Here is a 20,564-nt window from a genome sequence, read left to right as displayed (position 1 = left end):
GAGACGAAACGCGCCACCCTGTCATGCGCGCCGAGCCTCGACGGTGTACGCAAGGTCGCGCCGCGGGAGCGCGGACGGCAGAGAGGAAGCACCATGCGACGTTGCTTCGTCTGCCTGGCCGATACCCTGGCGCCGACGCGACGGCACATCGTCTATGCCGATGGACGCCAGCGGGTTTTCCCGATCGTCTGCGCCTCCTGCGGCGTCGTGTTGGAGGAGGGGGCGGACCACGAAGCCTGCCGCACGCATCTCGTCCGGGCCCTGGCCGGTCCGACATTCCGCCTGGCGCCGGAGGCCCCCTACGGCCTCGACGTCTACACCCTTCGCACGGCAGCCACCGCGCTCGGGCGGGGAATCCGCACCCTCTGCGAGGCCGATCGCGCGGCACTACTCCGGCCGCATTCCGACCGGGCCGGCCGTGGCGAGGTCTATGACCTCGCATCGGCGCAGCCGGGAAAGGTCTCCCTCGGCCTCCTGTGCCGTCCCGGCGATCTCGATACCGTGCTGGGTGGCATCGCCGGTCACGCGGCCTGGACCTCGGACGTGGCGATCCTCGTCGATGCCCCCGAGCGATCGCCGGCTCCCGCCACCATCGCGGGCTTTCCGGCCGGGGCCGTGCGGATCGCAGCCCGACCGCTCGGCGGCGATTTCGCGGCCCAGCGCAATGCGCTGCAGGACCTGGCACGCAGCCCGTGGATGCTCCAGCTCGACGCCGACGAGGATCTCCCGCCCGCCGTGGGAGACCTGCTGCCGGCCCTCGTCGACCTCGCCGAGGACGGAGAGATCCTGTCGATCGGGCTGCCCCGGCACAATCGCGTCGACGGGGTGCTGTCGGACGTGCATCCGGACGTCCAGTATCGCCTCGCGCGTGCCGGCCTGCGCTACCGGGGGCGGGTCCACGAGCGGCCTGACCTCGGTGGCGACTGGCGCCGCAGCTTCATCGCGCTCCACGGCGCCATCGAACACCGCCTGTCCCGGGCCCATGTCGCGGCGCGCTCCCGGCGCTACGAGGCGATGGACCCCGGCCGGGGGCGGCCGGAGGAGGAGGAGGCGCTGCTGCGCCCCTACCGGCCCTGACGCGCCGCCGCGATGGCCCGTTCGTAGAGGGCCAGCGTCTCGTCACCGAGCCGCGCCCGGTCGAAGGCGCCGGCGGCCGCGAGCGCCCTGTCCCGCAGCGTCAGGCGCAGGGTGGAATCGAGGAGCAGCGGTCGCACGGCGTCGGCGAGGGCGGCACCCGTCGCCTCTCGCGCCAGGAGTCCCGCGCCCGGGCCGCCGACGAAGGCGCGGGCGCTGGCATCCTCGGCACAGGCCACCACCGGGCGGCCGTAGGCCAGGGCCTCCTGGTAGACGAGGCCGAAACTCTCGTAGCGCGAGGGGGCGAGGACCGCATGGGCCGTGGCGTAGGCCCTGTCGAGGGCGGCGGCGTCGATCCGGCCCAGCGGCCGCAATCGCCGCCGGGCCGATGCCGGGCAGGCCACCGGCAGGTCGGCCGCCGCCACGCCGACGAGGGCGATCTCGAAGGGGGGCAGCCTCCCCGCCTCGCAATCGGCGTCGAGGATCGCGGCGGCCGAGAGCAGGAGGTCGAAGCCCTTGCGCGCCTCGGCCCGGCCGACGAACAGCAGGCGGACCGGACCGCCCTCGACCCCCGGGTAGGGGGCGGATCGGCCACGCTCCTTCATCTCCGGGGGAAGGCTCAGGCCCGCCACCGCGTGAGGCTGCTCCGGACGAAGGCCGTAGAGCGCCGTCATCCGTGCGGCATGATCGGCGGTGTTCGAGATCAGTCCGGCGCTCCGCCTGGCCTGCCGGCGCTCGAGCCGGTCGGCGGCCAGACCGTCGAGGCGGTCGCGCAGGGATGTCGGCGGCCCGCGCGTGAAGGCGGCGGGCGTCGAGTTGCGGGTCACCAGGGGCGGCCCGGCCCCGCCCGCGAGGAGGGCGGCCGGCGCGTACCAGTTGGTCGCCTCGATGCAGTCGAACGGTCGGCGGGCATGGGCGTGCAGCACCGCCCGGCGAAACGCCAGCGGTGCCGCGAGATGCCCGGCCGATCCCCACAGCCGCAGCCGCGCGAGGGGCGAGCCGGGCGGGAGGCCGATGCCCTCGATGGCCACCCCGCCGGCCTCGCCCGCGCCGATCCGGTCGAGGGTGAACACGGTGACATGGACATCGCGCCCGCCGAGGCTTTCCGCGATCTCGCGGGCGGCGGTGGAGAGGCCGCTCGTGGCCGGCGGATAATCCCAGGCGAGCAGCGCCGTGCGCAGGCGAGCGCTCACGCCGCGAGCAGCCGCCGGTAGATCGCGAGATAGTCCGCGGCCATGCGCGCGGCGGTGAAGCGCGCCTCGAAGCGGCGGCGGACCTGCGTGCGGTCGAGCTCTCCCACCCGCGCCACCGCCGCGACCGCCTCGGCCTCGGAGGAAACGACGAAGCCCGTGATCCCGTCCTCGACGATCTCGGGCACCGAGCCGCGGTTCCAGGCGATCACCGGCGTGCCGCAGGCCATGGCCTCGATCATCACGAGGCCGAACGGCTCGGGCCAGTCGATCGGAAACAGGAGGGCGCGGGCGTCGCCGAGAAGCAGCCCCTTGGCGCGGTCGTCCACCGGGCCGACGTAGACCGCATCCTCTCCCAGGAGCGGGCGGACCGCCCGGTCGAAATAGCCCGGGTTTCCGACATCCACAGTCCCGGCGAGGCGGATGGGAAGGCCGGCCGCCCGCGCGACGCGGATCGCCGTATCGGGCCGCTTCTGGTCGGTCATCCGCCCGACGAAGGCGAGGCCGCCCTCGGGGTCGGTGCGCAGGGCGTAGCGGTCGCGGGCGATGCCGTGGTGGACGATGCCGGCGCGGTTCGGTGCCGGAATGCCGGCCTCCTGCGCCGCCGAGATCGCCGCCACCGGCAGGTCGGGAAAGCCGGAAAAGAACAGCGCCCGGTCACGCTCGTCCACGCGCCAGTGCACCGTCGTCAGGCTGCGGCATCGCCGCACACCCAGCACCGCGGCATGGGCGAATTCACCGTGGCAATGGACGATGTCGAACGCGTCGAGGCGGCGGGCAAGCGCCTCCATCTGCAGCGCTTCCAGGGCCGCGGGCACCCCCGGCGCGACCTTGCCCTCGCGGGCCTCGAGGGCGGCGAGGCTGGGATAATCCCCGACGCGAGGGAGATCTGTCACACTGTCGGAGGGGGCGAACAGGGTTACCTCGACGCCAAGACCCCGCAGCGCCACGCCCAGATCGTGAACGACGCGCTCCGTGCCTCCATGATGGAGGGGCGGGGTAGGGAAAATATTGGGTGCGACCTGTGCGACCCTGATCATCGGCTGTACTTTAGCGTTGGAATTAACATTTGGTGATGCACTGGCGCTCGTTTTGACGCTATCGCGCTGACGATGTTCGTTCTTCACGTCGCACTTCAAGGATGTCTTCGTGGTGACGGCGTCGCCTACGGTCTCACCGCGGATACGGGTGGGCACATCCGCTACCTCCTCGACCTCGTTCGATCCTGCGCACAGGATGCGACCGTGGACAGGATCGTCGTCGCGACCCGCCTGTTCGACAGCACGCTGGGGGACGCCTACGCCGTGCCCGAGGAGGCGGTATCGGGCAAGGTGACCATCGTGCGACTCGCCAGCGCGTCGCCGGGCTACCTGCCGAAGGAAGACCTCCACGCGGAGGTCGCGAGCTTCGCCGACGGACTCGTCTCCTGGATCGCCGCGCAACCGACGGCACCGGACGTGATCCACGCCCATTACGCCGATGCCGCCGCCGTCGCCGCGCGGGTCGAGGACCGCCTCGGCATCCCCTTCGTGTTCACCGCCCATTCGCTCGGGCGGGTCAAGGCCGCTGCGATGGGGCATCGCGCGGACGCCGACCCGCGGCTCGCGCATCGGATCGCCGCCGAGGAGACCGCGCTCGCCCGCGCCGCCCTCGTCGTCGCCTCGTCCCGCGACGAGGCCGAGGTGCAATACGCGGCCTACGCCGCCTACGATCCCGGCCGCATCCGGGTGGTTCCGCCGGGCAGCGACCTCGCGCGCTTCCAGGGGGCGCAACCCTGCCCGCGCGTCGACGCGACCATCGACCGGTTTTTGCGCGCCCCCCTCAGACCGGCCCTGCTGGCGCTCGCCCGGCCGGTGGCGCGCAAGAACCTCGCCGCCCTGGTGACGGCCTACGGCGAGAGCCCCGACCTCCAGGCGCGGGCCAACCTCGTCCTCGTCGCCGGAACTCGCGGCGACCTCGACGACCTCGACGGCGGCATGGCCGGGACCATGCGCGAACTCCTCGCCCTCATCGATCGCTACGACCTCTACGGCCGGGTCGCCTACCCCAAGACCCATCGCCCCGAGGACGTGCCGGCGCTCTACGCCTATGCCCGGGTGCGCGGCGGCGTGTTCGTCAACCCGGCCCTGAACGAGCCGTTCGGCCTGACCCTGCTGGAGGCCTCCGCCGCCGGCCTGCCGCTGGTCGCCACCGACAGCGGCGGCCCCAACGACATCGTCGAGACCTGCGGCAACGGCCTTCTGGTCGATCCGCGCGATCCCGGCGCGATCGCGCGGGCGTGCCTGCGCATCCTCGACGAGCCGGGCCTGCGAGACCGCTTCGTGGCCGGCGGCGCCCGGGCGGCGGCGGCCTACGACTGGGACCGCCACGCGGCGCGCTACCACGCCCTCCTGCGGGCGCTGGGCTCGGCCGAACCGCCCCTGCGCGATCCGCGCCAGCTCCTCATCTGCGATATCGACAACACCCTGGTGGGCTGCGACGCCGGGCTCAGCGCGTTCCGGCGCTGGCGCAGCGAGCAGGAGGGCCTCGCCTTCGGGGTCGCCACCGGGCGCTCGTTCCACAGCGCCATGGCGATCCTGGAGCAGCAGGCGAGCCCGCGCCCGCAGGTGATGATCACCTCGGTGGGCTCCGAGATCTATCACCTCGACCCCAACGGCGTCAGCTACTCCGTCGACCGGCCCTGGCGCGAGGCGGTCTCGCGCGGGTGGGACCGGACCGCCGTGCGAGCCGCCCTGTCCGACCTGCCGGACCTCGTGGCCCAGGGGCCGCTGGAGCAGCGCACGCACAAGCTCAGCTATTTCGGGGATGCCGATACCGTCCGGCGGGTGCGGACGCGCCTCGACGCCGCCGGCCTGCCCGCCTCCCTCATCCACAGCCACGGCCGCTACCTCGACGTGCTGCCGCCCCTAGCCTCGAAGGGCACGGCCGTCGACCACGTGCGCACCCTCTACGGCCTCGGCGAGGGCAACGTGTTCGTAGCCGGCGATTCCGGCAACGACGTCGAGATGCTGCGGGCCGGCCGTCAGGCGATCATCGTGGCGAACTTCTCCGACGACCTCGCGAGCCACGCGGCGCTCGGCCATTCCTACGTCGCCCGCGCCTCGCATGCCCGCGGCGTCATCGAAGGCGTCGCGCATTTCCGGAAGACCCTCGCCCATGTCGCCTGAGGCCGGGGGCCCGGCCAGCGTGCTCACCCTGGTCCGGGGCCGGGACGCGCACCTGCGCAACCTCATGCGCGGGCTCGCCCGCCAGACGATGGCGCCATGCGAACTCGTGATCGCCTGGATGCAGCCGGAGCCGGTGCCCGACCTGCCCGACCCGGGGTGCCGCGTGCGCCACGTGTTCGTTCCCGGCGAGCCGATGCCGCTCGCCGCCGCCCGCAACCGCGCCGCCGAAGCGGCGCGGGGCGAGCGCCTGATCTTCCTCGACGTCGACTGCATCCCCGGGCCGGGACTGGTCGCGGCCTATGCGGGGGCGGCGACCGACGGGCTGCTGCTCGGCGAAGTGCTCTACCTGCCCGAGGGCGCGGTCGGGCCCGACCTCGATGACGCGCGCCTCGACCGCCTCGGCCGGGTCCATCCGGCCAAGCCCGCGATCCCCGCCACCGGCCTGCGCCCGGAGCCCGACGCGAAGGAACTGTGGGGCCTGTCCTTCGCCCTGCCGGCCGCCGCCTACGCGGGCCTGGGCGGCATGGACGAGGGGTTTTCCGGGTACGGCGCCGAGGAGACCGATTTCGCCGTGCGTCTGGCCGCCGCCGGCCTGCCGACGCACTGGGTCGCGGGCGCCCGCGCCTACCACCAGCACCATCCGGTGCACGTGCCGCCGCTCCACCAGTTCGACCACATCCTGCGCAACGCCGCCCGCTTCCACGCCCGGCACGGCACCTGGTGCATGGACTACTGGCTCGGCCAGTTCCGCGACGCCGGCCTCATCGCATGGGAGCCGGACGCGCCCGAGATCCGGCGGCTGCGCGCGCCGGAGCCGGCCGAGATCGCCGCCGCCCTGCAGCCCGGCACGCGCCTGTTCTCCTGAGTTTCGAGTTCCATGACAAAACCCATCGCCTTCTTCGTCCACCACCAGGGGCGCGGACACGCCAACCGCACCCGCGCCGTGGTCGCCGAATTCTCACGCCACCGGCCGGTCTCCGTCCTCACCGCCGACCCGGGCCTGTTCGACGGATTTGCCCGCGACATCGAGATCGTCGGCCTGCCCGACATGATCGGCGCCAGGGTCCCGACGCCGCGCCTGTTCGCCGAGCCGACGCCGAGCGTGATGCATTGCGTGCCCCTCGGCGTGACGGAGACCCGCCGGACCATGCGGGCCATCCTCGACCACCTCGACGACCGGGGCATCGGCCTCTTCGTCGTCGACGTCTCGGCCGAGATCGCGCTGCTCGCCCGCGCCGCCAGCGTCCCGGCCGTGCAGATCCGCATGCACGGCGACCGCTCCGACATCGGCCATATCGGCGCCTACGAGGCGTGTGTGGGCATGCTCGCCCCCTTCGACCCGCGTCTCGAGCAGGACGACTATCCGGATTACCTGCGGGCCAGGACCTTCTACAGCGGCGGCCTGTGCACGAGCGTCGACCCGGTGCCGACCCGGGCCGAGGCCCGCGCCCGCCTCGGCCTCGACCCGGCCCGGGAGATCGTCGTCGCCGTGACCGGGGGCGGGGGCAGCGGCACGCCCTACGCACCGCTCACCGTCGCCGCGCGCGCCGTCCCCGACGCCCTGTGGCTGACCCTCGGGCCGACCCACCGCGAGGGCCACGAGACGGATTTCTCCAACCTGCGCGAACTCGGCTGGGTCGCCTCCGTCACCGACCATCTCGCGGCGGCCGACATCGTCATCGCGTCGGCGGGCGACAACACCATTCACGAGGTCGCCCGCGTCGGCGGACGCCTCGTGGTGATGCCCGAATGGCGCTATTTCGGCGAACAGACCCGCAAGGCCGAGGCCCTCGTGCGCCTCGGCGCCGCCGTGCAGGCGCCGCGCTGGCCCGGCGATCTCCAGGGCTGGCGCGACCTCCTCGACCGGGCCCGCGCCCTCGACGGCGAGATCCTGCGCCCGCTCCACGCCCCCGAGGCCGCCGCCCGCGCCGCGGGCTGGCTCGAAGGCCTCACCGACGACCTCTGGGCCGGCGCGCCCGCCGCCTGATCCTCGACTCCTCGATCCGGAACCGTCCAGCATGCCGAGCGTGACCGTCGTGACCCTGGCTCAGGGGCGCCCGACCCATCTGCACAACCTGGTGCTCGGCCTGACCCGCCAGACGCAAAGCCCCGTCGAACTGATCGTGGCGGTGATGCAGGACCTGCCCTACGATCTCCCCGAGGCGCCGTTCCCGATCCGCCAGATCGTCGTGGGCGGCGACCGGCTGCCCCTGGCCGCCGCCCGCAACCGCGCCGTGGCGGCGGCCGCCGGCGAGCACGTCGTCTTCCTCGACGTCGACTGCATCCCCGCGCCGGACCTGGTGGCCGACTACGCGCGCCGGCTCGACGAACTTGACGGCCTGCTGATGGGCGAAGTCCTCTACCTGCCCGGCGGCGCCACGGGCGGCGCCTGGCGGAGCGAAGACTTCGGCCCCCTCGCGCAGCGCCACTCCGACCGGCGCGGCCCGCCGGCCGAGGGCATCGAGATCTGCACCGACTACCGGTGCTTCTGGTCGCTCAACTTCGCCATGCGGCGGGCGACCTTCCTCGCCGCCGGCGGCTTCGACGAGCGCTATACCGGCTATGGCGGCGAGGACACGGACTTCGGCAAGACCCTCGACGGGTACGGCATCCCCATCGCCTGGATCAGGGGCGGGCTCGCGCACCACCAGTATCACCCCCACCACATGCCGCCGATCCACCACCTCGACAGCGTCGTGCGCAACGCCGAGCTGTTCGAGGCGAAATGGGGCTACCGCACCATGGGCCACTGGCTCTACGCCTTCCGCCTCATGGGGCTGATCGACGATGCCCCGGGCCGGCCGATCCGCATCCTGCGCCGGCCCGATGCCGACGACCTCGCGCTGACGGGCCAGCAGAGCCACCAGCCCTACGCCAACACCGCCACGGTGATCCGCCTCCTCGACGCGCGGATCGCCGCCGCCGCATCCCCGGCCGAGACCGCGCGCGTGCCCGCATGAGGATCGCCGTCCTCGCCCACGTCCGCCAGCCGATCGCACCGCCGTTTCGGGGCGGCATGGAGGCCCACAGCTGGCACCTCGCCGAGGGCCTGCGCGCCCGCGGCCACGACGTGGTGCTGTTCGCCTCGGGCGACAGCGACCCCCGCTTCACCCTCGACGCCGTGATCCCCCGGCATCAGGAGGCGACGTTCCCCGGCCAGGAACACACCGGCGACCCGGCCCTCGTCGCGCATCTCGACGCCGGTTACGCCGCCGCCTGCGACCGGATCGCGGCGGGCGGGTTCGACGTCGTCCACAACAACAGCCTCAGCCGCCTGCCGCTCGCCCGCGAGCGCACCCGCCGGGTCCCCACCGTCACCTCCCTGCACGTTCCGCCCTACGACGCCCTGCGCTGGTTCGTGCACGACAGCGTGGTCCCTGGCCACCGCCTCACGGTGACCTCGCACGGCCAGTTGCGGGCGTGGTTCCCGGACGGGGCGCCGCCGCAGGCCAGCGTGCTCCACAACGGCATCGACCCGGCGGACTGGCCCTACCACGACCGAGGCGACGGCAGCGCGGTCTGGTGCGGGCGGATCACCCCCTACAAGGGAACCCATCTGGCGATCCAGGCCGCGCGCCGGGCCGGCATCGCCCTGACGCTGTTCGGCTCGACGGAGGATGGCGCGTATTGGGAGAGCAAGGTCCGGCCCCGGCTCGGCGGCGCGATCCGCTACGGCGGCCATCTCGACGGCCCGTCCCTGGCGGCGGAGGTCGGAAGAGCCTCCATTTTCCTCTTCACGCCGTGCTGGGACGAACCGTTCGGGCTCGTGGCCATCGAGGCGATGGCCTGCGGCCTGCCGGTGGCGAGTTTCGACCGGGGGGCCGCCCGCGAGGTCATCGGCGAGGCCGGCGCCTTCGCTCCGCCCGACGACGAGGCCGCCCTGGCGGACGCCATCGGCCGCGCCTTCGCGATCCCGCGACGCACCGCCCACGATCGCGTCCGCCGTCATTTCACGCACGATGTCTGGCTGGACGGATGCGAACGGTTCTACGCCGCCGCCATGCAAGACGGGACGCCCGGCGCGCCTCAATCGTAACCGGGATCGACGGTGGCGATAGCGCGCCGCTCCGCGGCCCTCGTCTCCCTGGATCCCGGATCACCCTCCGCCGGCGCTCCGGGCGTCCGGGACAGGGCGGCGTTTCATCCACGAGGGATCGCCAAAGCCGGTGGGCTCGGTGCCGGAGCGGCGTCGAAATCCGCATTGCGACGCCATCCGGGGAATCTTCGTCACGATCGGCCTCCCGCGTCGCATGAACGGGTTGCGCCGCGCCGGTCGCTTTTTCGTTGCCGATCCGTCTCACCCGTATCGACGACCGACCTTCCGGGCTAGGCGTCGAACGCCACCGACAGGATCCGAATTTTTCGGAAGACCAGTTTAGGCGTCTCTCGACGTCTGCGAACAATACGATGTTCTTCGAACACGCGTCGTTACAATTTTCATCGCCGCGCTCCTGCGAAACGCGCAAGCGCAGATTTCATTTACCCGCGTTTCACCGGCTCGGCCGTACATCATGGCGAGACGACAATCGAGGCGCGGCAGAAACCTCCGCCACCGCGTGTCGTCCGATGGAAGCGGCGGTATCCCCGATGGTTCGGACAAAGCCTATTGGGTTCGTGAGGGCAACCGGCCCGGCTTTTTCAAACGACACCCGATTCATCGCAATGCGAGCGTCATTCGCCGCATCACGACAGACGACGGCATTCACGAACCCGACGCCGCAGCCTGCGAACCTTGAGGGCCAACGATGAACCTTTCGACCGTTGTCGACGTCAAGCGACCGACATCGCTGGACGAGATCCAGGGCTGGCACGACGGCTACTCGTGGCTCGCGGGCGGCACCTGGCTGTTCGCGGAACCGCAGGTGGCGGTCGATACGCTGATCGATCTCGAGAGACTGGGCTGGGCGCCGCTGACGGCGACCGACGCCGGCCTCGAGATCGCCGCGACCTGTCGCGTCGTCGATCTGCACGGGTTCGAGGGTCCGGCGGCCTGGCGCGCGGTGCCCCTGTTCCGGCAGTGCATCGACTCGTTCCTGATGTCGTTCAAGGTCTGGAACGCCGCCACCATCGGCGGCAACGTCTGCATGTCGCTGCCGGCCGGCGCGATGATCTCGCTGACCGCGGCGCTGGAGGGCGTCTGCACGCTGTGGCCGCGCGAGGGACAGGCGCGCACCGTCCCGGTGGTCGATTTCGTCACCGGCAACCACGCCAACGTCCTGGGCAAGGGCGAATTGCTGCGCAGCATCCACCTGCCCGCCGCGGCGCTGACGAAGCGCACGGCCATGCGGCAGGTCTCGCTGACCCGCTACGGTCGCTCGGCCGCCCTGATCATCGGCACCGCCGGCGACGGCGGCGCGGATTTCCTCCTGACGATCACCGCGGCGACCCCGAAGCCGGTGCAGCTGCGCTTCGCCACGCTCCCGTCGGCGGACGCGCTGCGCCGCGCCATCGACGAGCGCCTGCCGGCGGACGCCTACTTCCACGACGTGCACGGGACGGCTCCCTACAAGCGCCACGTCACGCAGTACCTGGCCGAACAGATCCGTACGGAGCTCGCATGACTGAGTATTCCATCAACGGCCGCGCCTACGCCGCCGAGCCGGCGCCGGGCCAGTGCCTGCGGACCCTCCTGCGCGACCTCGAGGTGTTCGGCGTCAAGAAGGGCTGCGATTCCGGCGATTGCGGCGCCTGCACGGTGCACATCGACGGCAAGCCGTTCCACTCCTGCCTCGTCCCGGCCTTCCGGGCCGAGGGGCGCGAGGTCACCACCATCGAGGGCCTGTCGCCCTGCGGGCACAAGCATGCGCTCCAGCAGGCGTTCCATGACGCGCAAGGTTTCCAGTGCGGCTTCTGCACCGCCGGCATGATCATGACCGCCGTCACCCTGACGGAGGCCCAGAAGAGCGACCTGCCGCATGCCCTCAAGGGCAACCTGTGCCGCTGCACCGGCTACCGCTCGATCAAGGACGCGCTCAACGGCGTGTGCAACATCGAGGCCGATCTGGCCGGCAAGGCGCTGGGGGCGAGCCTGCCCAATCCGTTCACCGACACCATTCTCACCGGCACCGCGCGCTACACGATGGACATCGCGGTGGCCGACCTGCTGCACCTGAAGGTCCTGCGCTCGCCCCACGCCCACGCACGCATCGTCGGCATCGACAGGCAGGCGGCCCTGGCCGTGCCCGGCGTGGTCGCGGTCTACACCTGGGAGGACGTGCCCGGGCGCCGGTTCAGCTCGGCCCTGCACGAGGACCACCTCGTCGATCCCGACGACATCCTGCTCCTCGACAACGTGGCGCGGTTTTCCGGCCAGCGGGTGGCGGCCGTGGTGGCCGAGACGGAAGCGGCCGCCGAGGCGGGGTGCCGCGCGCTCCACGTCGACTACGAGATCCTGCCGGCGGTGTTCGATCCGGTCCTGGCCATGCGGCCCGACGCGCCGATCCTGCACGACAAGGACTACGTCGCGGGGAGCAACAACATCTTCTGCACGCTGCAGGGCGAGATCGGCGACGTGGCCAAGGGCTTCGCGCAAGCCGACGTCGTCCACGAGCAGACCTACTCGACCTCCCGCGTCCAGCACGTGCACCTCGAGACGCACGGCTCCATCGCCTGGAAGGGCGAGGACGGCCGCTGGCACGTGCGCACGAGTTCGCAGGGGCCGTTCGCGGTGCGCCAGAAGCTCGCCTACGTCATGGGGCTCTCGCCCCGGGACCTCCACGTGTTCACGGAGCGCGTCGGCGGGGGCTTCGGCGGCAAGCAGGAGATGGTCTCGGAAGACCTCGTGCTGTTCGCCACGATGAAGCTCGGCCGCCCCGTGAAATGGGAATGGACCCGCGAGGAGGAGTTCATCGGCGCCACCACGCGCCACCAGATGACCACCCGCGTGAAGATCGGCGCCCGCAAGGACGGCACGCTGACGGCCCTCGACGTCGAGGTGTTCTCCAACACCGGCGCCTACGGCGGCCACGGCAGCGAGACCCTGGCGGCCGCCATGGCGAGCCCGATCGCGGCCTACCGCTGCGCCAACAAGAAGGGCATCGGCCACGCCGTCTACACCAACATGACGCCGGGCGGCGGCTTTCGCGGCTACGGCGCCTCGCAGACCACCTTCGCGATCGAATGCGCCATCGACGAACTCGCCCGCCGGCTGGGCATCGATCCCTTCGCGATGCGGCGCCTAAACGTGGTGCAGCCGGGCGACAACATCGAATCGATCTGGAAGGAGGCGTCCGACGCCAGCTTCGGCAGCCACGGCATCGGCGAGTGCCTCGACATCGTCGAGCGCGAGCTCGCCAAAGGCAACGGCGTCGCCAAGCCCGAGGGGGCGGATTGGGCCGAGGGCCGGGGCGTGGCGCTGGCCATGCTCGAATGCGGCCCGCCCACCGAGCATCGCTCGGGCGCCGAGATGCACCTCAAGGCCGACGGCACCTACTTCCTCGCCTGCGGCTCCACCGAGATGGGCAACGGCATCACCACGGCCCACAAGCAGATCGCCGCCTCCATCCTGGGGACGCGCGCCGACGACGTCGGCATCATCAACGCCGACACCGACCGCACCCCCTACGACACCGGCACCTTCGCCAGCACCGGCGTCGTCGTCGCCGGCAAGGCGGTCCATCTGACGGCCGAGGCCATGGCCCAGGACATCCTCGACTTCGCCAGCCGACACACCGGCGTGCCGATGGACCAGTGCCGCCTCGACAACGACGGCGTCATCTGCGGCAACCGCCGCATCTCGCTCGTCGATCTCCACGCCGAGGGCGCCAAGGTCGACCATCGCTTCACGGTCGGCCGCCGGGCCTATCTCTCGCCGCGGACCATCGCCTTCAACGTGCAGGGCGTCCGCCTCGCGGTGCACCGCGTCACCGGCGAGATCCGGGTCTTGCACAGCGTCCACGCCGCCGACATCGGCTTGCCGATCAACCCGATGCAGTGCCGCGGCCAGCTCGATGGCGCCGTTTCGATGGGCTACGGCTGGGCGCTCGTCGAGAACATGGTGCACGACGACGAGGGGCGGATGGTCAACCCGCAGCTGCGCAACTGCCGCATCCCGACCCTGGCCGACACGCCCCACACCGACATCTTCTTCGCGGAGACCACCGACAGCATCGGGCCGCTCGGCGCGAAGTCCCAGGGCGAATGCGGCATCAACCCGGTGGCGCCCGCGGTCTCGAATGCGCTCGCCGATGCCACGGGGGTGCGCTTCGCCCACCTTCCGTTCACGCCCGACCGCCTCTTCACGCAGCTCGCCGGCCGATGAGCGCGCAGTCCCGCAGCGTCAGCATCGTGACGCAGACCTCCGTCCGGCCCGAGAGGACGGAAGCCTTCGCCCAGTGGCAGGGCGGCACCAGCGCGGTGATCTCGACGTTTCCGGGCTTCATCGAGCAGCGGCTGATGCCGCCCCACCCGCCGCTCCAGGTCGATTGGGTGATCCTGCAGCGCTTCGTCAGCGTGGAGCACGCCAAGGGCTGGCTGGCCTCGCCCGAGCGGCAATCGCGCATCGAGGGCGCCGCCCCGATGCTGGTGGGGCGCGACGACGTCCACATCGTCAGCGACGACGCCAGTGCGGCCCGCACCGCACCGGCCTCCGCCGTCATCAGCACCCGCGTGAAACCGGGGATGGAGGCGCAGTATCGCATCTGGGAGCAGAAGGTCGCCGCCGCCCAATCGAAGGCGGCGGGCCTGCAGGGCTACCGGTTCGAGCCCGCGGTGCCGGGCGTGCAGGAGGACTATGTCGCCATCCTGCGCTTCGACAGCGACGCCAACCTCCAGGCCTGGCTGGATTCGCCCGAACGCCGGGCCTTGATCGAGGAAGCGGCTCCGCTGACGGCGGAGTTCCACACCCGCCGGGTGCAGAGCGGCTTCGAGCAGTGGTTCCGCGATGCCACGCCCGAGGGCGCGCCCGCGCCGGCCGCGTGGAAGATGAACATGATCGTCCTGCTGACGCTCTATCCCACCGTCTTCCTGTGGGGCCTCTTCGTCGGTACGCCGTTCCTCTCGCGGACGTTGAACCTCGATTTTCCGGTGGCGCTCTTCATCGGCAACGTCTTCAGCGTACTGCTGACCGCGAAACTGGTGCCCTGGACGGCCAACCGCCTCGGCTGGTGGCTGTCGCCGCCGCCGGACAGGCGGGCCATCCTCGACATCCGGGGCGCGGGCCTGCTGGTCGCGGCCTACGTCGTCATGATCCTGATCTTCTGGAAGGTGCTCTGATACGGTTTCCGCTTGGATCAAGCGGGACCCGTATCACCGAGCCCGCGCGGCGCCTGAGCGAAGCCCATGTCCGCATCACGGAGTGATCAACCGGAAATGGAATGAGCCGAGCGCCGGTGGCGATCGGATCCGGCCGAGACGGCATCGGCGACGCCTTCTCGAAGCCGCCACCGGCCAAAGAAACGCAACGGCGGCCTGGACCCAACCGGACCGCGACACAGGGCATGGGGACACGTTCGGGAATGATGCCAACGCTCGCTCTCACGCCTCGTGGAGGCCGGTCCGGCCCAAGGGGCCTCAGGGTTTCGGCGGCCCTCCTCGCCGGGGGCCTGGGGCTGGGCGGCCCGGTCGGGGACGCCCGTGCAGAGGCGATCGAGGGTCCCGTCGCGGCCACGCCTGTGAAGGCGGCGGCCCCACCCTCGTTCTTCAGCTTCTCCGACACCATCGTCAGCTACCGCTTCCAGGGCCCGTCGGCGGAGCCTGGTCTCGGCGTGCGGCGCCCGGACGGCACCCCGAATGGCCGGCTGGAGCCCCGCGAGGTGCCCAAGAACGTCGTGAATGTCTTCCACACCAACGCATGGACCTACGGCACCAACCTCCTGTCCCTCGACATCCTGCGCTCCGGCTCGCAGGACCCGGCCGGCGACAGGTTCGGGAGCTTCCAGGGCGTCGGTGCGACGGAGGTCTATCTGATCTACCGCGGGACCTTGAGCGCAAACCAGATCTTCGACACCGACGTCTTCGGCATCCCCGGCCTCGTCAAGGACATCGGGCTGTCGTTCGGGGCCGACGTCAACACAAAGGACACCACCTTCAACAGCCAGAAGCGGGCCGGCACCTTCGGCCTGAACTTCGCCTTCGACGTGCCGGCCGGCTACCTGAACCTGAAGGTCCAGGGCTACAAGGAATTCTCCCACAACGGCTTTGCCGCCGGCAAATTCCGCAGCGTCGAATACCTGATGACGCCCGAGTTCGAGGTCACCTACTCGCTCCCGCTGACGTTCACCGGACTGCCCCTGTCGCTGGCCGGCTTCAACACCGTCATCCTGCCCAAGGGCCGCTACGGCGTCACCAACGAGAACCGGACCCGGGTCGAGTTCGTGTCCCAGACCAACCTGGTGCTCGATGTCGGGCAGCTCGCCGGCGGAAGGCCCAACCAGCTCGAGGTGTTCGCCGGGTTCCAGTACTGGCACAACAAGTTCGGCGCCGACCCGCGCCGGACCGTCAACACCGAGGAAAAGGCCCTGATCGCGGGGGTGTCCTACCACCTGAGATGAGCCCCCGCCGAGCCCCGTTGGCGGAGGCCGCCGCCGGTTCAGGGGCGATCGGCGCGAAGCTCGCCGGGCGCGTGGCCGAACCGCTTGCGGAAGGCGCGGTTGAAGGTCGGCACGTCGGTGAAACCGCAGGCATAGGCGATGGTGGCGATCTTCGGCCGGTCGCCGGTCGGCGACGTCAGGCGCCGGTGCGCGCGCAGGAGGCGCGCCTCGCGGATGGCCGCCGCCACGCCGTCGGTGTCCGAAAACGCCCGGTAGAGATGGGCGCGGGAGAGCCCGAGCACCGTGTGGATCTCGTCGGGGTCGAGGCCGGGGTCGTGCATCCGCCGCGCGATATGGGCGCGGGCGAGGGCGAGGACCGCCTCGCGCGAGACCTGCACGCCGGATGGAGCGTGCGGATCCCGGGCGAGGTTACGCAGCATGTGCAGCACGCCTTCCACGGCGATCCGCGCCTCGTCCTCGCAGAGCCAGGCGACCGACGCGGCGAAGGCGCGAAAACAGGTCTGGAACGCGCCGCTCGCGGCCTCATCCGCGATCAGGCGGCCTGCGAAGGCATCGGCCTCGCCGACCCAGGCCTCGAAGGTCCGGCGCGGCACGGCGAGCCGTAGTTCCTCGTAGTCGCAGTGCGTGCCCGCCACGAAGGGCCGGTTGCGCGACAGGAAGCTGACGGTTCCGGCTCCGATCCGTCCGCCGCGGCCGCGTTGCTCGTGATACCCGAGCCCGTCGAGCCCCAGGCCGACCACCACCGTCTCCGGGGCGTTCCGGTCGACGTGGCGGCGCCCGAACGTCAGCCCCACCGGGCTGCTGACCGTCCGCGTCATCACCCAGTCCGCCTGTGCGACGGCGAGGCGCCTGGCGCGGAACGGGCCGTCCGGACGCACGCGCGCCACGTCGCCGAAGGGGGCGAGGGCCGTGGAGCGCCAGAACTCGAACGCCCACCGGGCCTCGACCCGATCCGTCGTTTCGATGACGCTGGGAACGATCGCCAATCGCGACACGTGGCAAACTCCGGGGGGCGGCGGACGGATGGTCCCGGTCGGACGTGGTCCTGCAGATACCGGTGCGACGGGGTGTCGTTCCAGGTCACCCCGGTACCACACGGAACCGGTGCGATCCCATCGGGATGATTGCACGCCTCCTACGACGGCCGCCGCCTTCGGGAGGCAAGCCGAGGGCCACCGCTCCCGATGCGTGCGAGCCGGTAGGGGGTCGGGCAAAACCGGTCGCCGTCGCGCCCTCTCGAACCGGACTTTAACGGGTCCGGTTGCAGTGGTCGGAGGCAAACCTCATCCGGCGCTCCGTCGGCCCGCCGCTTCCACGGACGCCCTGCCCATGAACCCCTACCTGCTGCTCGCCTTCGCCATCAGCGCCGAGGTCACGGCCACCCTCGCCCTCAAGGCCGCCGACGGGCTGACCAAGCCGATCCCCACGATCATCGTGGCGGTGGGGTACGGCACGGCGTTCTGGCTGATGTCCAACAGCATGAACATGCTGCCGATCGGGGTGGTCTACGCCATCTGGGCCGGGGTCGGCATGGTCGGTGCGGCTCTCGGCGGCGCACTCCTGTTCGACGAGCCGATCTCCGTCACCATGATGGCCGGCATCGCCGTCATCGCCCTGGGCGTGGCGATCCTGGCATCGGGCCAGACCGCGCATCACTGAACGGGCGACGCGCGTACCACCGCCGCCATCGTGACCGCCGGGCGTCGCCGCACGTACGGCCCCACGTCGTCGTCCCGCGAGAAGGGTTGCCGTCAGGTGCATCCGTCCCCCAAGCGGCTCATTTCGCGCCTCGGCCTGCCGTTGCTCGGCCTGGGGGGCCTCGCATGGGCGGCCACGGCCGTCCTCGGGGTGCCGAATCCGGTCACCCTGGCGGCCCTGGCCGTCGTCGAACCCTCCGCCGCCGGAGCCTGGTTCGCGAGCCGACCGGTGGCGGCGTCGCGCACGCCGCGGATCCTCACCCTCGCACCCCGCCCGATCCTCGATCGTGTCCCCTGGAAGGACACGCTCGTCCCCCTCGGCGCCATGCTGGCGGCAACGCACACCAATGCCCTCCTGGTGACCCAGGACGGCGTCCTCGTCCACGAATGGTACCGTCCCGGCTTCGACGCCGAGACATCGTTCCCGTCCTGGTCGGTGGCGAAATCGGTGGTTTCGCTGCTGGTCGGACGGGCGATCGCCGATGGCCGGCTGAAGGAGACGGACCACGTCTCCGACCTCCTGCCCGACCTGCGCACGGCTCCGGTCTTCGGCCGCATCACCGTCGGCGACCTCCTCGACATGACCAGCGGCCTCGCGGTGCCGGAGAACTACGACCCCTGGCACCCGCTCGTCGGCACCGCGGGGATGTACCTGACGCGCGACCTGCGAGCCTTCGTGAGGGAGCACGCCGTGCTGTCGTCGAGCCCCGGCAGCACCGGGCAGTACCGCAGCATCGACACCCAGGTCCTGGGCCTGATCCTCGCCGAGGTCCACGGCAGGCCGCTTTCCGACCTCCTGTCGGAGCGGATCTGGAGGCCCATGGGGGCACAGGCGGACGCGAGCTGGAACCTCGACCGGCCGGGCGGGACGGAGAAGGCGTTCTGTTGCCTCAACGCGGTCGCCCGCGACTTCGCCCGCCTGGGACTGATGGTGGCCGACCACGGCGCGGTCGGCTCGGCGAGCGTCGTTCCGCGGCGCTGGATCGAGCGGATCGAGACGCCGGCGCGGCGGGAGGTCGACGGCTGGCCCTACTCGGCGCAATGGTGGCACGTGCCGGAGGGCGACGAGGACATCTCGGCCATCGGCGTCTACGGCCAATACGTCTACGTCAATCGCGATACCGGGACGGTCATCGTCAAGCTCAGCGACCACGGCGCCGAGCAGGACGAGGCCGACACGCTCGCGGTGATGCTGGCGATCTCACGCGACCTTCGGCGCCGCTGAGGCCTCGGCCGCCGCCAGCACGCCGCGCTTGCGCGCGACGGTCTCGGCCCGCCAGTTGCGCAACAGCCGCCGCCTGACGCCCTGCCAGCGGACGGCCGGGACCGGCGCGACGGGATCGACGAGCGCGCTCAGCGCCCGCGCATAATCGAGCACGAGGCCGGGCGTCCAGGTCATCGCGCCCGCGCCGTTGCGCATGAGCGCGGCCGCCCAGAATTCCGGGCTCAGGGCCGCCTGGGCCAGCCTGCGCCACGGCGTGCCGTCGCGGCTGAAGCTGCCCTCCACCGCGGCGTCGAGGGCGTTGGCGACCCCCGTCGAGCAGTTGCGCCCCACGAGGTTGTAGGTCGCGTCCCGGCGGTACGCCTCCCAGAAGGTGCGCAGGCGGGCGCCGTCGACGCCCGTGAGCGTGACCGTGACCGTGGCCTCGCACCAGTCGTCGGCCTCCTCGCGGTAGCTCGGCAGGAAACGGCCCGAGACGTTGTTCTCGGGGCCCGCACGCAGGGTCGCGCGCAGGTTGCCCGGCGACCGGTCGATCTCCACGGCGGGGTAGTGGCTCACGTACAAGGGCCCGTCGCCGCCGGGCCGCCCCGCCAGCTCCAGCGCCGCATGGCCGGTGGAGATGTGGCCGCCGCCGTTCACCGAGACGACGTAGCGATGCACCAGCCGCCGCCGGGCCGGGATCGTGGCCGTGCCGGTGGGCGTCCAGACGTAGACGGTGAGGGCGTCCGATCCGCTCGCCGGGGTCGAAGCCGGCATCTGTTCGGGCTCGCGCCGCAGGCGCAGGCCGAGCAGCGCGACCTTGATCCCGGCCAGAACCAGGAAGGCGCCGATGCTGAACCCCACCGTGCCGGCGTACCAGGTCGGCCAGGGCTGCAGGGTCAGGATCCCCAGGACCACGCCGAGCGCGCCATGCGCCACCGACCCGCGCCATCCGGGAAAGCGCAGCACCTGCGAGAGGACGATCCGCGACAGGCCGTCGAACAGGAAGGCCGTACCGAACAGCATCGCCAACAGGAACGTGCTCGAAGAGGACGCCAGGATCGTCAGCACCGCGACCACGAGGAGCAGCCCGGCCTTGAGAAGGCGCAGGCGCCGGGCGGCGCCGGTGGCGACGAGGCCGCGCACCAGCGAGCTCACCGCCTCGATCACGAGAAGGAGGCCGAACCAGCGGTCCGGCACATGCGTGGCGCCGTCGAGGGCGTCGATCACCAGGGCGCCGCCCAGCGCCGCCCAGGCCAGGCCCGCGCCCGTGACGAGCCCCCAGCGCCGATGGACCGCCTCGCGTCCGACCAGCAGCAGCCAGAGGGGCAGTGCCCCCGGGCTCGGCGAGGCGCCGGACGAATCCGCGAACATGCCCTCGACCGAATCGCTCCCGCGCTTGGCCGACGCGAGACCCGACAGCCCCTGTTCCTTCGGGCTGAGCGGCACCGCGGGCGGCGCTCCGTCTCGGGGTGCGGCGTCCCCTGCCGGGGCGGCACCGGGCGGCTGGGATGGCTGGAACGACAGGGTCACGCGTCACCTCTCCCCGAGCGCGGCATCGGCGGCCGGCAAGGGTGCTTCGGGGCAAGGGTGCTGTGGGGCAAGGTTGCTTCGGAGCAAGAGACTTCGGGGCAATAGCTTGCAGGGCAATAGCCTGCAGGAAAGGACAGATGGATGAAGAAATCGTGGCGGCCACGCCCTTTTCCCTCGGCATGAGGGACCTTTGTCGACCGACCTCGGGTGCC

Annotated in this window: 16 protein-coding genes; 12 read left to right on the top strand and 4 right to left on the bottom strand. The window is 71.5% G+C overall.

Features of this window, described 5'->3' with window-relative positions; genetic code table 11:
- Positions 1 to 93: 93 nt before the first annotated feature.
- Complete coding sequence (locus tag ASG40_RS11550; RefSeq protein ID WP_055885506.1) at positions 94 to 1,077, top strand: hypothetical protein; 984 nt, start codon at positions 94 to 96, stop codon at positions 1,075 to 1,077.
- Here ASG40_RS11550 and ASG40_RS11545 read toward each other — a convergent pair.
- Both ASG40_RS11545 and ASG40_RS11540 read right to left on the bottom strand, forming a co-directional pair.
- On the bottom strand, positions 1,065 to 2,255 hold the full coding sequence (locus ASG40_RS11545; protein ID WP_055886369.1) for a glycosyltransferase family 4 protein: 1,191 nt from the start codon (positions 2,253 to 2,255) through the stop codon (positions 1,065 to 1,067). The two genes, ASG40_RS11550 and ASG40_RS11545, sit on opposite strands and share 13 nt — an antisense overlap.
- A gap of 8 nt (positions 2,256 to 2,263) precedes the next feature.
- A complete protein-coding gene (locus ASG40_RS11540; protein WP_055885503.1) occupies positions 2,264 to 3,304 on the bottom strand; it encodes a glycosyltransferase family 4 protein in 1,041 nt (346 codons plus the stop codon).
- 72 nt (positions 3,305 to 3,376) lie between these two features.
- On the opposite strand from ASG40_RS11540, the gene ASG40_RS11535 reads away from it, so the two are divergent.
- From ASG40_RS11535 to ASG40_RS11495, 9 genes are all read left to right on the top strand, one after another.
- Positions 3,377 to 5,431: an HAD-IIB family hydrolase gene (locus ASG40_RS11535; protein ID WP_055885500.1), complete on the top strand. Its 2,055-nt coding sequence runs from the start codon at positions 3,377 to 3,379 to the stop codon at positions 5,429 to 5,431.
- The gene (locus ASG40_RS11530; protein WP_200944254.1) at positions 5,421 to 6,296 is read left to right on the top strand and encodes a glycosyltransferase family 2 protein; all 876 of its coding nucleotides are present in this window, start codon (positions 5,421 to 5,423) and stop codon (positions 6,294 to 6,296) included. Before ASG40_RS11535 ends, ASG40_RS11530 begins: the two co-directional genes overlap by 11 nt.
- Positions 6,297 to 6,308: 12 nt before the next feature.
- Positions 6,309 to 7,418: a glycosyltransferase gene (locus ASG40_RS11525; protein ID WP_055885497.1), complete on the top strand. Its 1,110-nt coding sequence runs from the start codon at positions 6,309 to 6,311 to the stop codon at positions 7,416 to 7,418.
- A 31-nt stretch (positions 7,419 to 7,449) separates the two neighbouring features.
- The gene (locus ASG40_RS11520; RefSeq protein ID WP_055885494.1) at positions 7,450 to 8,391 is read left to right on the top strand and encodes a glycosyltransferase family 2 protein; all 942 of its coding nucleotides are present in this window, start codon (positions 7,450 to 7,452) and stop codon (positions 8,389 to 8,391) included.
- A complete protein-coding gene (locus ASG40_RS11515; RefSeq protein ID WP_055885491.1) occupies positions 8,388 to 9,467 on the top strand; it encodes a glycosyltransferase in 1,080 nt (359 codons plus the stop codon). The genes ASG40_RS11520 and ASG40_RS11515 overlap by 4 nt, the downstream gene beginning before the upstream one ends.
- A 709-nt stretch (positions 9,468 to 10,176) precedes the next feature.
- Positions 10,177 to 10,992: an FAD binding domain-containing protein gene (locus tag ASG40_RS11510; protein WP_055885490.1), complete on the top strand. Its 816-nt coding sequence runs from the start codon at positions 10,177 to 10,179 to the stop codon at positions 10,990 to 10,992.
- Positions 10,989 to 13,691, top strand: a complete 2,703-nt coding sequence (locus ASG40_RS11505) for a molybdopterin-dependent oxidoreductase (RefSeq protein ID WP_055885487.1) — start codon at positions 10,989 to 10,991, stop codon at positions 13,689 to 13,691. The genes ASG40_RS11510 and ASG40_RS11505 overlap by 4 nt, the downstream gene beginning before the upstream one ends.
- On the top strand, positions 13,688 to 14,644 hold the full coding sequence (locus ASG40_RS11500) for an antibiotic biosynthesis monooxygenase (RefSeq protein WP_055885484.1): 957 nt from the start codon (positions 13,688 to 13,690) through the stop codon (positions 14,642 to 14,644). Before ASG40_RS11505 ends, ASG40_RS11500 begins: the two co-directional genes overlap by 4 nt.
- Positions 14,645 to 14,889: 245 nt before the next feature.
- Entirely contained in the window at positions 14,890 to 15,921 is a 1,032-nt protein-coding gene (locus ASG40_RS11495) for a hypothetical protein (RefSeq protein ID WP_082524055.1), read from the top strand.
- 38 nt (positions 15,922 to 15,959) lie between these two features.
- On the opposite strand, the gene ASG40_RS11490 is transcribed toward ASG40_RS11495, so the two are convergent.
- A complete protein-coding gene (locus tag ASG40_RS11490) occupies positions 15,960 to 16,916 on the bottom strand; it encodes a helix-turn-helix domain-containing protein (protein ID WP_055885481.1) in 957 nt (318 codons plus the stop codon).
- Positions 16,917 to 17,250: 334 nt separating this feature from the next.
- Between ASG40_RS11490 and ASG40_RS11485 the strand changes: the two genes are divergently transcribed.
- Together ASG40_RS11485 and ASG40_RS11480 are read left to right on the top strand one after the other, a co-directional pair.
- A complete protein-coding gene (locus ASG40_RS11485; protein WP_055885479.1) occupies positions 17,251 to 17,580 on the top strand; it encodes a DMT family transporter in 330 nt (109 codons plus the stop codon).
- A gap of 96 nt (positions 17,581 to 17,676) precedes the next feature.
- Positions 17,677 to 18,843, top strand: a complete 1,167-nt coding sequence (locus tag ASG40_RS11480; RefSeq protein WP_055885476.1) for a serine hydrolase domain-containing protein — start codon at positions 17,677 to 17,679, stop codon at positions 18,841 to 18,843.
- On the opposite strand, the gene ASG40_RS11475 is transcribed toward ASG40_RS11480, so the two are convergent.
- The gene (locus ASG40_RS11475) at positions 18,820 to 20,352 is read right to left on the bottom strand and encodes an HdeD family acid-resistance protein (RefSeq protein WP_244472379.1); all 1,533 of its coding nucleotides are present in this window, start codon (positions 20,350 to 20,352) and stop codon (positions 18,820 to 18,822) included. The two genes, ASG40_RS11480 and ASG40_RS11475, sit on opposite strands and share 24 nt — an antisense overlap.
- Between the last annotated feature and the right edge of the window lie 212 nt (positions 20,353 to 20,564).

This window comes from Methylobacterium sp. Leaf399 (genome assembly GCF_001424525.1).
Classification (GTDB): domain Bacteria; phylum Pseudomonadota; class Alphaproteobacteria; order Rhizobiales; family Beijerinckiaceae; genus Methylobacterium.
This window is presented reverse-complemented; position numbering and strand designations above follow the sequence as displayed.

What these genes read in the sequence shown, in the direction of transcription:
- ASG40_RS11550 (WP_055885506.1), top strand. Translation starts at nt 94, where the DNA reads ATGCGACGTTGCTTCGTCTGCCTGGCCGATACCCTGGCGCCGACGCGA.
- ASG40_RS11540 (WP_055885503.1), bottom strand. Translation starts at nt 3,304, where the DNA reads ATGATCAGGGTCGCACAGGTCGCACCCAATATTTTCCCTACCCCGCCC.
- ASG40_RS11535 (WP_055885500.1), top strand. Translation starts at nt 3,377, where the DNA reads ATGTTCGTTCTTCACGTCGCACTTCAAGGATGTCTTCGTGGTGACGGC.
- ASG40_RS11530 (WP_200944254.1), top strand. Translation starts at nt 5,421, where the DNA reads ATGTCGCCTGAGGCCGGGGGCCCGGCCAGCGTGCTCACCCTGGTCCGG.
- ASG40_RS11525 (WP_055885497.1), top strand. Translation starts at nt 6,309, where the DNA reads ATGACAAAACCCATCGCCTTCTTCGTCCACCACCAGGGGCGCGGACAC.
- ASG40_RS11520 (WP_055885494.1), top strand. Translation starts at nt 7,450, where the DNA reads ATGCCGAGCGTGACCGTCGTGACCCTGGCTCAGGGGCGCCCGACCCAT.
- ASG40_RS11515 (WP_055885491.1), top strand. Translation starts at nt 8,388, where the DNA reads ATGAGGATCGCCGTCCTCGCCCACGTCCGCCAGCCGATCGCACCGCCG.
- ASG40_RS11510 (WP_055885490.1), top strand. Translation starts at nt 10,177, where the DNA reads ATGAACCTTTCGACCGTTGTCGACGTCAAGCGACCGACATCGCTGGAC.
- ASG40_RS11505 (WP_055885487.1), top strand. Translation starts at nt 10,989, where the DNA reads ATGACTGAGTATTCCATCAACGGCCGCGCCTACGCCGCCGAGCCGGCG.
- ASG40_RS11500 (WP_055885484.1), top strand. Translation starts at nt 13,688, where the DNA reads ATGAGCGCGCAGTCCCGCAGCGTCAGCATCGTGACGCAGACCTCCGTC.
- ASG40_RS11495 (WP_082524055.1), top strand. Translation starts at nt 14,890, where the DNA reads ATGCCAACGCTCGCTCTCACGCCTCGTGGAGGCCGGTCCGGCCCAAGG.
- ASG40_RS11485 (WP_055885479.1), top strand. Translation starts at nt 17,251, where the DNA reads ATGAACCCCTACCTGCTGCTCGCCTTCGCCATCAGCGCCGAGGTCACG.